12 protein-coding genes are annotated in these 13915 nt (G+C 46.2%); 9 read left to right on the top strand and 3 right to left on the bottom strand.

The window, feature by feature from the left end:
* Window positions 1-118: 118 nt before the first annotated feature.
* Window positions 119-373, bottom strand: coding sequence for a pyridoxamine 5'-phosphate oxidase family protein (locus B157_RS34570; RefSeq protein ID WP_020602469.1), 255 nt, complete (start codon window positions 371-373; stop codon window positions 119-121).
* A gap of 652 nt (window positions 374-1025) precedes the next feature.
* Between B157_RS34570 and B157_RS34575 the strand changes: the two genes are divergently transcribed.
* The 3 genes from B157_RS34575 to B157_RS0106045 all read left to right on the top strand — a co-directional run bounded on the left by B157_RS34575 (window position 1026) and on the right by B157_RS0106045 (window position 7829).
* Complete coding sequence (locus B157_RS34575) at window positions 1026-4043, top strand: SusC/RagA family TonB-linked outer membrane protein (RefSeq protein WP_020602470.1); 3018 nt, start codon at window positions 1026-1028, stop codon at window positions 4041-4043.
* Window positions 4044-4054: 11 nt separating this feature from the next.
* Window positions 4055-5404 (top strand): RagB/SusD family nutrient uptake outer membrane protein, encoded by a 1350-nt coding sequence (locus tag B157_RS0106040; protein WP_084761766.1) that lies wholly within the window; start codon window positions 4055-4057, stop codon window positions 5402-5404.
* A 79-nt stretch (window positions 5405-5483) separates the two neighbouring features.
* A complete protein-coding gene (locus B157_RS0106045; protein WP_020602472.1) occupies window positions 5484-7829 on the top strand; it encodes a tetratricopeptide repeat-containing sensor histidine kinase in 2346 nt (781 codons plus the stop codon).
* A 13-nt stretch (window positions 7830-7842) separates the two neighbouring features.
* Here the strand turns inward: B157_RS0106045 and B157_RS0106050 are convergent, their stop codons facing one another.
* Both B157_RS0106050 and B157_RS0106055 read right to left on the bottom strand, forming a co-directional pair.
* Window positions 7843-8097 (bottom strand): hypothetical protein, encoded by a 255-nt coding sequence (locus B157_RS0106050; protein WP_020602473.1) that lies wholly within the window; start codon window positions 8095-8097, stop codon window positions 7843-7845.
* A gap of 75 nt (window positions 8098-8172) precedes the next feature.
* Window positions 8173-8811 carry a hypothetical protein gene (locus tag B157_RS0106055; RefSeq protein ID WP_157618320.1) on the bottom strand — a complete coding sequence of 213 codons (639 nt, stop codon included), beginning with the start codon at window positions 8809-8811 and terminating at the stop codon, window positions 8173-8175.
* A 370-nt stretch (window positions 8812-9181) separates the two neighbouring features.
* On the opposite strand from B157_RS0106055, the gene B157_RS0106060 reads away from it, so the two are divergent.
* From B157_RS0106060 to B157_RS0106080, 6 genes are all read left to right on the top strand, one after another.
* A complete protein-coding gene (locus tag B157_RS0106060) occupies window positions 9182-10354 on the top strand; it encodes a Pycsar system effector family protein (protein WP_026308525.1) in 1173 nt (390 codons plus the stop codon).
* Window positions 10355-10542: 188 nt separating this feature from the next.
* Window positions 10543-11154: a porin family protein gene (locus B157_RS34580; protein WP_020602475.1), complete on the top strand. Its 612-nt coding sequence runs from the start codon at window positions 10543-10545 to the stop codon at window positions 11152-11154.
* Window positions 11155-11277: 123 nt separating this feature from the next.
* Window positions 11278-11787, top strand: a complete 510-nt coding sequence (locus tag B157_RS0106070; protein ID WP_020602476.1) for an RNA polymerase sigma factor — start codon at window positions 11278-11280, stop codon at window positions 11785-11787.
* 30 nt (window positions 11788-11817) lie between these two features.
* Window positions 11818-11976 carry a hypothetical protein gene (locus B157_RS39630; RefSeq protein WP_020602477.1) on the top strand — a complete coding sequence of 53 codons (159 nt, stop codon included), beginning with the start codon at window positions 11818-11820 and terminating at the stop codon, window positions 11974-11976.
* 9 nt (window positions 11977-11985) lie between these two features.
* Window positions 11986-13629 carry a cation:proton antiporter domain-containing protein gene (locus B157_RS34585; protein WP_245565034.1) on the top strand — a complete coding sequence of 548 codons (1644 nt, stop codon included), beginning with the start codon at window positions 11986-11988 and terminating at the stop codon, window positions 13627-13629.
* Window positions 13630-13720: 91 nt separating this feature from the next.
* Window positions 13721-13915 (top strand): hypothetical protein (locus tag B157_RS0106080; protein ID WP_026308527.1); only part of this gene is annotated, 195 nt, incomplete at its 3' end.

The raw sequence follows: 13915 nt of genomic DNA on the forward strand, positions 1-13915 counted from the left end.
AAGACGATCATGATAATATCACTCAACTCGTGATAACATTTGCCACTTTGGCGCGGGTCATCAACCTCAAAAAAAAAGTCAGCTACATCCATCGGGCAAAGATGGCTAACTTAGCTTTTCATGCAATCCCCCTGTTATCAATAACCTTTACAAACCCTTTTGGACCACCCCGGTGCTGAATGTAAGGGAAGCCGTTTTCGCCGATACTGGCAATGTAAAGGCTATCGCGTTCAGCGATAAAACGGGTTTCCTGCTCAGTCAGACCATCAAGGTGGGCATAACGCTCCTGACGGGCATAGGCACTCCGACTGCCAAAACGCTCCTGAAGTTTTTTAACCGGGTCTGTGAAAGCAAAGGTTGAATAGTTCTGCATGATGATGTACCGTGTCTGCGTGAGTTTTTGCCGGTACGTTAACTAAAGGATTCGAAAACTGTGCCAAAATTTGTAAAAACACTGGCAGACCTGCAAAAATGCGCCATCAGGCTGAATACTGCATTTAGTTCGTGTGGGTTTCGTTTGTAACCCTCCAATTACTACGTCCCCAAGCTCCATAAGACAGGAGAATCCATTGAAAATGCTCCATGTGTGTGGATCAAGTTAGATGGTGTAATTTTTTCTAAGTTAAGGCAGTTCACCTCTTCGTCAATACTTAAAGTGGGTGGTGTTCAGTCATTTGTCGCTAATAAGGTTTGCAAATTAATTTACTTTATATATCTTTAAAAAGCGTTCCTGATGTTGCTGGACTACTGCATTTTTGAGTTCCTCATCCCAGTCAAACAAACCCAGTTACTGATATCAGCCCGGCGAATTCTTTTAGCGTTCTAACCAACGGCCGGGGAAATAATTCACATTTAACCAAGAGTAAACGAGACCATTTTTTTACGGCCTGAACAGGAATGGTTTTTCAATTTAACTCTACCTGCTTTATGTAACAAACGACATTTGTGGTATGGGCAGGTAGCTCTGTACAGATTTATTCATTAGCCTGATGAAACATTCACTACTAATGCTAATTCTTTCCAGTATGCTAACGAATGGCATACAGGCGCAAACACGGCTCATATCGGGTTATGTAACAGCAGCCGAAGATGGTTTACCACTAAATGGAGTCAGCGTGGTGGTTAGGGGATCATTGACTGGCACAATAACGGATGATCAGGGACGATTTAACTTTCAGGCAGAAGCAACTACCGATACGCTTCTGTTTAGTCTGGTGGGCAGACAATCGAAAACTGTGTTCTTGGGTGGTCGATCGACTATTACACTGACCATGACGCTCGGCACTACCTGGTTAGATGAAGCAGTTATTATTGGGTATGGAAGTCAAACCAAGCGGGAATTAACCGGAGCAATTTCTACCATAACAGCCGAGCAGTTCAAAGATGTACCCTTACTAAGTCCCGATCAAGCCCTACAGGGCAGGGCTGCCGGTGTGTTTGTTACCCAAAATTCGGGTATGCCTGCAACCAGTATTAATGTGCGCATTAGAGGAACTAATTCACTCAATGCCAGTGCTGAACCATTGTATATAGTTGATGGAATGCCGATAAATACCGGCAATTATTCCGGTTTTTTTTTAGGCGGACAGTCACTAAATGCGTTGAGTGATCTAAATCCGGAAGATATATCGTCAATTCAGGTGTTGAAAGATGCCGCAACTTCGGCTATTTACGGCTCTCGAGCTTCCAATGGGGTTGTTTTGATAACTACCAAACGAGGAAAGATCGGCCCTACAAACATCGATTTTAAAGCCTATGAAGGTCTTCAGAACGTCTCTAAACTATTAGATAGACTATCAGGACCGGAGCAGGAAGCCTTAGTTAATGAGCAACGGGGTGCGATTGGCCTATCGCCACGGTATCCCGATCCGCTCAGTGCTCCTACAACGAACTGGCAGCAGGAAGTATTTCGTACTGCCCCTATTCGGGAGTATACCCTGTCGACTTCGGGGGGCAATCAGCAAACTCAATTCATGATGTCAGGGACCTACTTTCGTCAGCAAGGTATTGTATTGGGATCAGACTACCAGCGGGGCAGCGTTCGACTAAATCTCGATCATCAATTCAGCCAGAAGCTAACGTTTGGGACGAGCTTAACCCTGAGCCGCTCGCTGAATAACCGGATTAACGGCGATAATTCTATAATTGGTGTTCTGAGTGCAGCCTTATTGTTAGGTAGTCATATCCCCGTTCGCAATGGGGACGGCTCGTACGCGCTAGACCCTTTTTCGAACGTCAGTAATCCCGTCGCAGAAGGAACAGAAATTACCTTTAATTCCCGTACTAGCCGGATAGTTGGAACAACCTTTGCTGAGTACCGGTTTAACCCGACGTTTGTCTGGCGTACCAATGTGGGCGTTGACAACCTGATCCTAAAAGAGGACGTATTTTACCCCACCACTACATTTAATGGAGCGCGTGCTAATGGATCGGGACGATCCGACTACCGGCAGGATCTCAACTGGTTACTCGAAAGTACATTGACGTATTCGGTCGCCTTGCGCCAGCGCCACACGCTCACGGTGCTGGTTGGTGCTGGCTTGCAGGAATCTGCGTTGGAAGTATTATCTGCTGCTGCTACTAATTTTCCAGGCAACTCGATTACCCGCCTTACGGCGGGTTCAGTCAAAACAGGTGCTTCTTCGGATGGATCCCGCTGGGCATTGACTTCGTTTTTTTCTCGTCTTCATTATTCGTTTAAAGAAAAGGTACTGGTGACGGCTACCTTGCGGACCGATGGATCATCACGATTTGGCAGCGATCGGCGGTACGGAATTTTTCCGGTGGGTTCATTAGGCTATGTCATTGTAGCCAATAATAGATACAGTAATAGCGTCCTTAACTTCTTAAAAGTGAGGACAAGCTACGGCTTAACAGGCAATGCCAATATCGGTACGCTGACTAATCAAACACCGGCTTTGGGATTATTTGGAGTAGGTGCAAGTTATTTACAACAAACCAGCTTGGTACCGCAGCAACTGGCTAATCCAGATCTTAGCTGGGAAAAGACCCAAGAATTAAACTTTGGTGTGGATATGGCGCTGTTGAATAGTCGGCTGAGCCTGTCGGCCAATTACTTTGTTCGTCAGACGCGCGACCTCTTACAACAACGCCAATTACCCTTAACCTCCGGTTTACTTACTATTACTGAAAACATTGGGGCCTTACAAAATCGGGGCGTGGAACTAGAGGTCACTTCGACGAATCTGCAGCAAAGCCAGTGGAAGTGGTCAACAAATTTCAATATATCTTTTATACGGAATAAAATTACGAAACTCTACGGTGGGACCCCTTTCTCAGCGGGTAGTGCTAATTGGATACAGGAAGGTCAGCCCATCGGATCTTTTTACGGTTACCAGGTAGAACGCATTTTCCAGACTCAAGCGGAGATCGATGCCCTCAACCAGGTTAATAGGTCCATGAATGGTTCAACTGCCGTGTATCAATCAGAAGCCACACGACCAGGTGACATCAAGTTTAAAGACTTGAACGGTGATGGCCGCATCACGTCAGCTGATCAAACAGTAATTGGGTCAGCTCAACCCTCCTTTTACGGCGGGCTGACTAATAATATAACATACCGAGGGATTGACCTTTCCGTATTTTTCCAGTTCACATACGGGAATAAAATCTATAACATCACTCGATCAAGCGGAGAAAATATGAGTGGGCAGAATGGGCAGTTGACTACTGTCAGAGACCGGTGGACAAGCGAGAATCCAAGTACGTCGATGCCCCGGGCTGTTCAGGGCGACCCCAACAATAACCGTCGAACGTCAGATCGATTCCTGGAGGACGGTTCATTCCTGCGGCTTAAGAACTTATCCATTGGCTACACCCTCCAAAGCAACCTGATGAAGAAAGCTCGGTTGCGTACCCTACGTATCTATATTACTGCTCAGAATTTACTCGCCTTTACGCACTACTCGGGCTATGATCCGGAGGTGAACACGCAGACAGATCAGAGTCTGGTGGCAGGAACCGACTATCTTGGGGTTCCACAAGCACGTACGTTACTGTTGGGTATGCATGTCGGCTTTTAGGAATTAACTACATGAAAAGTAAATCATTGACCAGTCTTGTTAGAATAATGGTACTATCTGTATTGATAGAGGCCTGCGCAACTTTCTTAGATAAGAAACCTGAGTCGTCAGTGCCGTCGGAGGAAGCCATTACCAATTTGACAGGGGCTAGAGCCTCTATCATTGGGGCATACGCTAATTTAGCCTCTGGTTACAGCATATCATTCACCATATTTCCCGACTTACTGGCCGATAATCTTGCTCATAACGGAAGTATCACTGACCTGGATCAATTTAAAAGTCACAATATTTTGTCAAACAATGGTTACGTAAGTAGTCTATGGCAATCACTTTATCAAGGAATAAATCGGGTTAATTATATTCTGGAAAAGGTTCCTTTATTAAGTGATCCGGCTTTCACGGATCAGAAACGGATTATTGCCGAAGCTAAATTTATCCGCGCACTCCTGTATTTCCACCTAATTCGCTATTGGGGGGACGTACCTTTAATAAAAGCTCCTACTAAAACGGCAGAGAATCTGCTGGTGAGCCGCACACCCAAAGAACAGGTCTATACGCTCGTTCAAACAGATCTACGTGAGGCTACTCCTGATCTACCCGAGGCAGCGATTGGCAGAGCAACTCAATCGGCAGCTCAAGCCCTGAGTGCTCGTGTAGCGCTTGAGCTGCAGGATTACGCAGCAGTAGCTGCCTTGAGCGAAGCCATACTTCAACGTAGACAATTCTCGCTGGTCTCAGATTATCGGATGCTGTTCGATACAAAAAATACTATTGAATCTATTTTTGAATTACAGTATTATCCGACCAGTGCCAATGGATTAGCCTTCTGGTTTTTTCCTACTGCGTTGGGTGGGCGTAATGAAGTAGGGCCACGAGGAGCAGGCTCGACGCTGGAAAGTGCGTATGAACCAGGCGACCGCCGGAAAATCGCGTCAATTTCACCGGGGAACTTGATACTGGATGGAAAGACTATTCCAGCCGGAACAGGCATCAAGTATTCTCGCATCAGTAGCCAGGATGATAACGTACAAGTAATTCGGTATGCGGAAGTAATGTTGATCCGGGCCGAAGCACTGGCACAGATAGGGAACCAAACAGAAAGCCTGGAACTCCTGAATCAGATTCGGCAACGCGCCGGGCTGGGCGCGTTGCCGATACGAGATAAAAAGGAATTACTTATGGCTATCGAACAGGAAAAACGGGTTGAACTGGCCATGGAAGGCTATCGCTGGTTTGATCTGATCCGTACCGGTCGGGCACAGGACGTGCTAAAAATTACGGATTCCAAGAAGTTAGTACTGCCAATTCCTCAGCAGGAGATTCTAATAAATCCCAATTTGGTGCAAAACGAAGGATACTGATACGTATTCAAGTAACGTTTTGGAAATCAGTTGCATTTGGCATCTGAACGTCGTTTAGTTCCCTTAACTAACATAGGCAATGAGGTACGTCGTCATACTATTAGGATATGCTATTTTAGGATATGCTGTTTTAGTACCAAAGCAGACATTTGCACAATCAGGTAGCTTTACCAAATTGAAATCGCAACTCCTTAAGAGCCTACCGGACACTGGCCGCATCCATTTATTGTTACAGATCGGAAGTGTCTATGGAGACTCATACCAGCAAATCCGAAAAAAAAATCCCAGTAAAGCTCAAGAAAATGTTTTTTTTTTAGATAGTGCACTTACCTACACCAACCGAGCCATAATTTTAAGCCGTCGATTAAAAAATTCGAAGTTGTTAATTGAAAGTTTGCTTGCTGAGGGGCGGTATTGGCTAACCCATATCGTTCGCGCAAAAAGGGAGAGAGCAATACCATACTTACAAGAAGCTTTTATACTTAGTTCTGCTAGTAATAACCAGCGACTGATAGCTGAATCTTTACAGCTATTGGGAACTGCTTTTATTTACAAAACAGATAATGGGCCAAATAAGGCAATTTTATTTTACAAAAAAGCTTTAGCAGTTTACGAAAGGATGGGCGCCCGACAAGAGGAATTTGATATCTTAAACAAGATAGCTGATGTCTATCGGTTATTTATAAACCCTGAAAAAGCCCTTCCATTTTTATTGAAAATACACAGGTTACAGAAAATATCGAACGATAGTAAAGTTTATAAAACCACCTTTAGTATCAGCGCTACTTACTTTGATTTAGGATACTTTTCGCAAGCGATCCGGTATGGATTACTCTGTCAGCGCCAGGTAGAAACGGCAAATGATAGCTCTTTTTACGTCGATATTTCTTATTTAATAGCACATTGCTATCGTGAATTAGGTGATTTTGAACGTGCTTTAAGTTATTATAACAAAGGTCTTAGACTTGATAGTAGTGCTGGAGTTGTAGCACGCATGATAAGTATTATTCGCACTAAGGGGACGATTAGGGACATCTACCTGCAGCAGAATAAACAGGAGCAGGCTCATCAGGTTGCATCTGAGATTGTTAGATTAGCTAATATCAACTCTAACGCGTCTGCACTAGTTATTAAACAGAATTTAGCGATGAGTTATCTTGTCCTTAATGATTTCAAAAAAGCTGAATACTGGTTTTTATCTATTTTGCCAATGTATGAAAAGCCTCCTGTTAACTTAAGGGGATTGTGCGCTGTATACAGTAGAATGGCAGAATTATATATTAAAAAAATGCAGTTTAAAAAATCCCGTTACTATTTAACCCAGGCATTGGCCTTGGCTGAAGAAGCAAATGCTCCCTTCTTTGCCGGAAACATTCATTTAATGCTTTTTAAGGTAGATTCTACCTTGGGTAAACTACACTCCGCCATTCGACACTATCAATTAGCGACAGTTATTAAAGATTCCTTGTTTACTAAAACTAAGAACAGACAGATTGAGGAGTTGCAGATTCAGTACGAGATTGAGCAAAAAGAAAAGGACATTCGGCTTAAGGAAAAAAGTATCAAAACACTTACTCAACAAAGACAGCTTCAGGATCAAAAAAGTAAACAGGAATGGTTAATTCGTAATGTTTTAATCAGTGGGGCGATACTACTTCTATTACTACTGACAGTCGTTTATAACCGGTACCACTTAAAGCAACGCAGCAACCAACTACTACAGGCCCAGCAGGAAGTGATTAACCAGAAAAATGCTACATTACAGATTTTATTGATAGAAAAAGAATGGCTTTTGAAAGAGATCCATCACCGGGTTAAAAATAACCTCCAGGTGGTGATGAGCCTACTGAACTCGCAGGCCGCCTATCTTTCTGACGATGCGGCCCTGTCGGCCATTCAGGAAAGTCAGCATCGGGTGCAGGCCATGGCCCTGATCCACCAGAAACTCTACCAGTCCGAAGGGATAGCCCGCATCACCATGCCTACATACATCCAGGAAATGGTAGCCTACTTGCGTGACGCCTATGATTTACCTCAGCCCATCACGTTTCAACTGGCGATTGATTCCATTGAGTTGGACGTAACCCAGGCCGTGCCCCTGGGTTTAATCATCAACGAAGCCATCACCAACGCCCTCAAGTATGCCTTTCCTAATGGCCGCTCCGGCACGATTACCCTGGCTTTCCATCGATTCCTGCAGAACTCTTTGGAACTTAAACTCGAAGACGACGGGGTAGGCTTATCCCCAGACTATGATCCCTCCCGTAGCCGTTCCCTGGGCATGACGCTCATTCAGGGTTTTAGCCAACAACTGGGGGGAGAGTTAACTATTCGTAACAACGTCGGCCTATCAATCCGGTTAGTGTTTAGCGATGAGCAACTGACGCTTAGTACCAGAAGTCACCATTTTGCCTATCAATCCTGAAGGTTAAGCATGATTACTTGCGTACATCTTCGTCATAGCGGGTGTAGCCCATGGTGAAACCCAACCGCACGAATCCATATTGCTGATTGAAATAGATTTTATACGGGTCTTCTCCGTAGTATCCTACTGTAGCAAATACACCCGTTTCGCGACCGAATGGCGGAATGTAGTAAAGGCTAAGTTCGGCGTTAAGCCGTTTCCGCACATCCGTAAAGCCGGACCCATCCAGTTTATTGATGGCATAAGAGGCCTTCCCACTGATCCGCAACCATTCCGATGTGACCGACGATTTATGGAGCGTGGTCAGGGTAGACGAACTTTGATGTAATCGCCGGTAAAGGGCCTAGCCTACTAAACGTGTGAACCCATAGTGATCTTTCAAGCCTTCGGAATGGTGAAAGAACGGCGCGTGCCAGCGAATACCCAGATTATAATTGGTACCGTAATGGTGGCGGTGGTACGTACCCCAGTGGTAAAGACCCTGTAAGTAGTTCGTAGCAAAATCGCCGGTTTCGGTGTTGTACGTTCCATTCGGGCGCAGGGCATCGTCATCCTGTCCGTTGGAGTGGTGGCACATCTGGCCTTCAAGGTAATGGTAACGGGAAACCTGATGAGTTAGTCGATAAAAAGCTCTTAACCCAATTCGATAGCTGGGCGTGCCTACTGGCGCTGACTCTTCATCCCGTATTCGGACAGTGAAACGGGGAGTGAAGGCCAGGGCCAGCCTTGAGGTGCGCGTAGCCAGTACAAAGAAATTAGCAATCAGTTCGCCATTGAGTACATATTTACTGGGCGCTCCCAGTTCGCCTTTTGGCGACAGGTACGACATATCCGTATTACTTCGATATAACTCAATATAGCGGTGATTCTGTAACTGCGTTGAATTAGGTCGAACGGCGGGGCTACTCTGTGCACAAGCGAACGGACAAGCCCACAGCCAACTCATGAACAATAAGGCAGTAAGCAAGGAGTTGTGTTTCATGACAAACGGGAATATTGGGTAGTCCACTTGCCATAACATGTAATATGCCAGAAACCAATGGTTAGGACGAGTTAGCTGAAATGCATCGCTTCGGGGCATGTACGGGTATTTTAATCGGGTTACCCTTGCCCCGGATAGCTACCATTCACTAGTTCTCCAACTTACGTGAAGGGGTTTGTCCAATTTCTCGTTTGATTTTGGAGGATTTGGGAACTTGTTTTTAACAGCCAAATTGATTAATGAGCGTAACTGACTGATAAACAACATTTTTTAGCGACACTAATTAATTGCTTCGTATTGGTATGCCATTTGGTAGATAGTTGATACCCCGCCTCACTGGGTATTCATCACGACAAACCTGGCTTACTGTATGGAATCGACTTCGCTATTGACCAATCCGGCAAGGCGTCCTCGCAATGGACGACACGGGCATGGAAATGTCGTTAAGAAGGCCCGTAAATATGTTTTTGCACTCTACAACAAACACGTATCGACTGACCGCTATTTTCATACGTACACGCGGGCGTTTGAGGTTGTGAAGGCCTGTAAAGAATTGGCCCGCGCAATGGCTTTACCCGACGAGGCTTGTGAAGTACTCCTTTTGGCAGCCTGGTTTGTGGATAGTCGGTACATCCATATTGATCACGAGACGAAACCGGACAGTGTTGCCATTGCACAAGCCTTTTTGGAAGAGTACGGTTACCCAGCCACCAAAGCTGAACAGGTGGTAAGATGTATCCAGTCTGTAGAAGGTGCTAAGCCTCCCGAAAGCCCTCTGGCTGAACTGCTTTACGATGGCTATTGGCTTTATCTGGCGCAACGAAATTATGCCCAGCAGGCCGAACTGATTCGCGCCGAGCAGGAACGGCTTTTGGGTCGAACGTTCTCCGATGAACAGTGGATACGCCAATGTATGGATGACTTTACCGAGCATCCCTTCTATACCGAGTTTGCCCAGCGTGAATACAGCCGTCAGCGAGCCGAAAACAGGCTGATATTGGATCATAAGCTACGCAAGCTGACCTATTCCGCCAGTCCTGATCATAAAGAGGATAATCGATTGTCGTATCGGGAGATTGAGGATGCGTTCAAGCTGACGTCACGGAACTACGTTAAACTGGTGGGTGTAGCTGACCGGAAAGCTGGATTGCTGATTCATGTCAGCTCGATCATCATCTCTATCATGTTAGCCGTGTTACTCCGTCATCTGACTGACAACCCAACGCTGCTGGGGCCAACCGTTCTGCTCCTGATCGTCTGTTCAGCAACCATTGCCTTTTCCATTCTGGCGAGTCGACCTACCCATGTAGCCAGTCGGTCAATTGCTCAAACCGATGAGCCAGTCCTGTTTTTTGGCAGCTTTGACAAGCCGATCCAGCCTTCGAGCGCATCTCCTGGGAAACGTATTGCAACCAGATTAAACAGCTTAGAGCAAATGACAAAGAAGCCCTTTTTAATCAGATGTCAGGTGAAGTGTATCAGACTCAACGATTACTCAGCCGTAAATTTCGGCGTTTGTCCTAAGCGTACCTCACCTTCCTGATCGGCATGGTTGTGTCGGTACTGGGCTACATTATCGCTGTATTACTCCAAAATCCAACAAGCTGAGCGGTCGGCTATCCGACTCTTGACAGGATCAAAAACGTAGCTAATCTTTCCCAGACGGTGGTGTTTGCGGGCAATGTCTGTCCGTCCTTCCATCTTTATTTCAACAATAAACAACAACTAATCATGAACAAATTTGTATGCACAGTTCTGCTGCTCACCGGATTAGTGGGCAGCACATGGGGGCAGATCTCACTGGTTCCCAAAGCCGGGATAAACTTGGCCCGTATTGCCTTCGATCAGGCCGACAACAACGACACGCGAACACGGGGGGTGTTTGTGGGCGGCATTGGTGTATTGATTGGTTCGCCGTTCAGTGTTTTTTCACTGCAACCCGAGGTGCTGTTTACCCAGAAAGGGTATCAACGCGCTGCGAATAATCGAATGACGGTCAATTACATTGAGATTCCGGTGATGGGTCGTCTAAGTGTAGGCAGTAAGCAGACCCGGGTCTATTTGGGTGCTGGCCCTTCCTACGGGTATGCGATTGGCGGCAAGAACCGGGGAGCGGATGGGAAAGATGTCAAATTAACCTTTGGCGACGGAAAGAATGAAGTGAAACGCTCAGACTGGAGACTGCAATTTGGCTTAGGACTTAACCAGAAATTGGGTTATGGGTCGCTACAGGTCGAAGGCAGGTACGGGTTGGGGTTATCGAACATCAGTACATCAGAGTCTCACAACCGGGTCATCTCCTTTACGGTAGGGTACGCTATTCCACTCAGTAGCCGGTTGTAAGGAGAAGGACTACGAAACTCCAACTGCGGCCCGCTGTCTGTGGAAAGACTTTTACCGTTGCTGCTGTCTACTTCCCTGATTGAATTCCCAATAGCCTCTATCGCAATACTAAGCAAAAACACCATGATGACGAACGATACACGCGCCGATTTTACGCATCAGATTACCCAGATCAGAGGTAAACTGCACCAGTACGCCCTGCAGATAACCAAAAATTCTGAAGACGCCAATGATCTGGTTCAGGATACCCTGCTGAAGGCCTATCGATACTGGCACACATTCAAGCCTGACACGAACCTGAAGGCCTGGCTGTTTACCATTATGCACAACACATTTATGACCCAGTGTGGCCGGGTAATGAGAGAACGTCGGATACTGGTTCAAAAACCATTTTATGAGTTGTGCGACTTGACAGGTGGTGCCTTACCCAATGGAGCCATTAGTCAGGCTGTACTGGACGACATTCAATCGGCTACTGCTCAATTGATAACGAAATACCGTGAACCTTTCCAACTGCATATAGATGGCTTTAAGTATTGTGAGATTGCCCGGCGACTATCCATTCCATTGGGCACGGTGAAAAGCCGGATTTTTATCGCCCGCAAAGAATTGAAACAACGGCTACAACCCTAATTTTTTATTCACTCCTTCTGCTTACTTACCATGCAGGAATCTTTTTTCTTTCAGGCAATGGTCTTTCTGGCCGCAGCAGTTTGCATGGTGCCCATTGCTAAAAAGGCAGGATTAGGCGCTGCATTAGGTTATTTAATCGCGGGTGCATTCATCGGACCGGCCTGTTTACACATCGTTGATCATGAATGAGCCAGCATCATGCATTTCGCTGAGTTTGGCTCCTTCATGTTATTGTTTGTAATAGGACTCGAACTGGAGCCTTCCCGTATATGGCGTTTACGAAGAGCTATAGTGGGTATGGGCGGTCTGCAAATCGCCGTTACATCCGGTGTACTGGCTGGCCTGGCCATGCTTTTTGGAATTGAGGGAAAGCAAGCGTTGGTACTGGGCCTGATTCTATCCTTATCGTCAACGGCCATTGTTCTCCAGGCGCTTACTGAGAAGGACTTGTTACCCACAGCGGCTGGGCAAAGTTCGTTTGCCGTATTGTTGTTTCAGGATATCGCCGTAATTCCCATGCTCGCCTTATTTCCTATTCTGGCTGGCTCACCACTAAACAATCAGGGAAATGGCGGTCAGGCAAACGCCAGCTTAATTGATCCGCTGCCGGGATGGGTACAGCTTTTGGTTGCAACAGGTGCCGTAGCGGCCATTATTATTGCCGGACGTTATCTAACTTCCCCCATACTTCGCATCGTTGCGCGCACGGGCATGCGGGAATTATTTACGGCCATGTCACTACTTATCGTTGTAGGAATTACCGTCTTGATGACATCCGTCGGCTTAAGCCCCGAATTAGGTACGTTTTTGGCGGGTGTTGTGCTAGCCAACAGCGAATACCGGAATGAACTGGAGAGTGATATTGATCCGTTTAAAGCCTTGCTGCTGGGATTGTTTTTTATGGCTGTGGGAGCATCCATCAATTTTGATCTAATACTGGCTAACCCACTATTGATATCGGGCCTGGTATTGGGTGTAATGGGCTGCAAGATGGCGGTGTTGTATGGATTAGGGAAATTTTTTCATCTATCTGTTGACCAGCGTCTTATTTTCAGTGTTGGGTTATGTCAGGTAGGTGAATTTGCATTTGTATTGTTTAGCTTTTCAACCCGGGAAGGTATCCTCAGCCGTGAGTTGACCGATATTTTAACGGTCGTTGTCGCGTTCAGTATGATTCTTACGCCCCTATTCATGCTTGTGACCGAGAAGCTTCTGCTACCGACACTAAGAATCAAAAAAGAGGACGACAGCGCGAGTGATGTAGTGCCCCGTGACAATCCGGTAATCATTGCCGGATACGGCCATTTTGGTAATACAGTTGGGCGCTTCCTACAGGCTAATCATATAGGGACGACTGTTCTAGATATTAACAGTGACAATGTAAACTGGCTCCGCCGATTAGGGCTTGACGTATACTACGGAGATGCCTGCCGACACGAACTGCTGGAAATCGCAGGAGCGGCCAACGCTAAACTAATCGTTATCGCGATCAGCAATGAGAAAAAGCGACTGGAATTGATTGAAACGATTAAGAAAAACTTTCCTGATTTACACATTCTGGTGCGTTCGACTAATCGCTATGATGCTTATGATTTGATGAATGCCGGTATGTTGCACATTTATCGCGAGACGCTCGATACCAGTTTGCGGCTTGGCGTTGATGCGTTGACACTGCTCGGACACAACCCTGCCGCGGCATCACGGGCCGCCCAAACATTTTTTGTTCACGATGAGCGAACATTGAAACGATTATCGGCGATCCAAAATAAAGACGAATACGTCAATGTCGTTCGCGAAACTATCGTCGAACTGGAACGGGTAATTAATTCAGGCCGACCTTAAGGCTCCTCCCTAAGTACAGGACAAAAGTAGGGAGTAGCTGATGTTGAGGTAGTTTTGTGTCGCTAAACGTAAACCCCTCCAACTACTCCCTATGCAAAGTAACGAAGATGCTGTCTACGATGCCATCAAAGATCATTTTCAATGTGATAAACGGCGTATCCGCTTTATGGCCCTGCTGATCATTGCCCTCTTGAAACTGGCTGACTCCTCATTGGCTCAATGGAGTCTGGCTATCAACCAAACCACCCTGCGGGCTTCCCGACTCAAGCGACTGCAACGATTGATG

It is taken from the genome of Spirosoma spitsbergense DSM 19989 (assembly GCF_000374085.1).
Lineage (GTDB): Bacteria > Bacteroidota > Bacteroidia > Cytophagales > Spirosomataceae > Spirosoma > Spirosoma spitsbergense.

Bases quoted from the DNA above. Each gene is read 5' to 3' on its own strand.
- B157_RS39630 (WP_020602477.1), top strand. From the start codon at position 11,818: ATGCAGGAATCTTTTTTCTTTCAGGCAATGGTCTTTCTGGCCGCAGCA.
- B157_RS0106040 (WP_084761766.1), top strand. From the start codon at position 4,055: ATGAAAAGTAAATCATTGACCAGTCTTGTTAGAATAATGGTACTATCT.
- B157_RS34575 (WP_020602470.1), top strand. From the start codon at position 1,026: ATGCTAACGAATGGCATACAGGCGCAAACACGGCTCATATCGGGTTAT.
- B157_RS34580 (WP_020602475.1), top strand. From the start codon at position 10,543: ATGAACAAATTTGTATGCACAGTTCTGCTGCTCACCGGATTAGTGGGC.
- B157_RS0106070 (WP_020602476.1), top strand. From the start codon at position 11,278: ATGATGACGAACGATACACGCGCCGATTTTACGCATCAGATTACCCAG.
- B157_RS34585 (WP_245565034.1), top strand. From the start codon at position 11,986: ATGCATTTCGCTGAGTTTGGCTCCTTCATGTTATTGTTTGTAATAGGA.
- B157_RS0106045 (WP_020602472.1), top strand. From the start codon at position 5,484: ATGAGGTACGTCGTCATACTATTAGGATATGCTATTTTAGGATATGCT.
- B157_RS34570 (WP_020602469.1), bottom strand. From the start codon at position 373: ATGCAGAACTATTCAACCTTTGCTTTCACAGACCCGGTTAAAAAACTT.
- B157_RS0106055 (WP_157618320.1), bottom strand. From the start codon at position 8,811: ATGAAACACAACTCCTTGCTTACTGCCTTATTGTTCATGAGTTGGCTG.
- B157_RS0106060 (WP_026308525.1), top strand. From the start codon at position 9,182: ATGGAATCGACTTCGCTATTGACCAATCCGGCAAGGCGTCCTCGCAAT.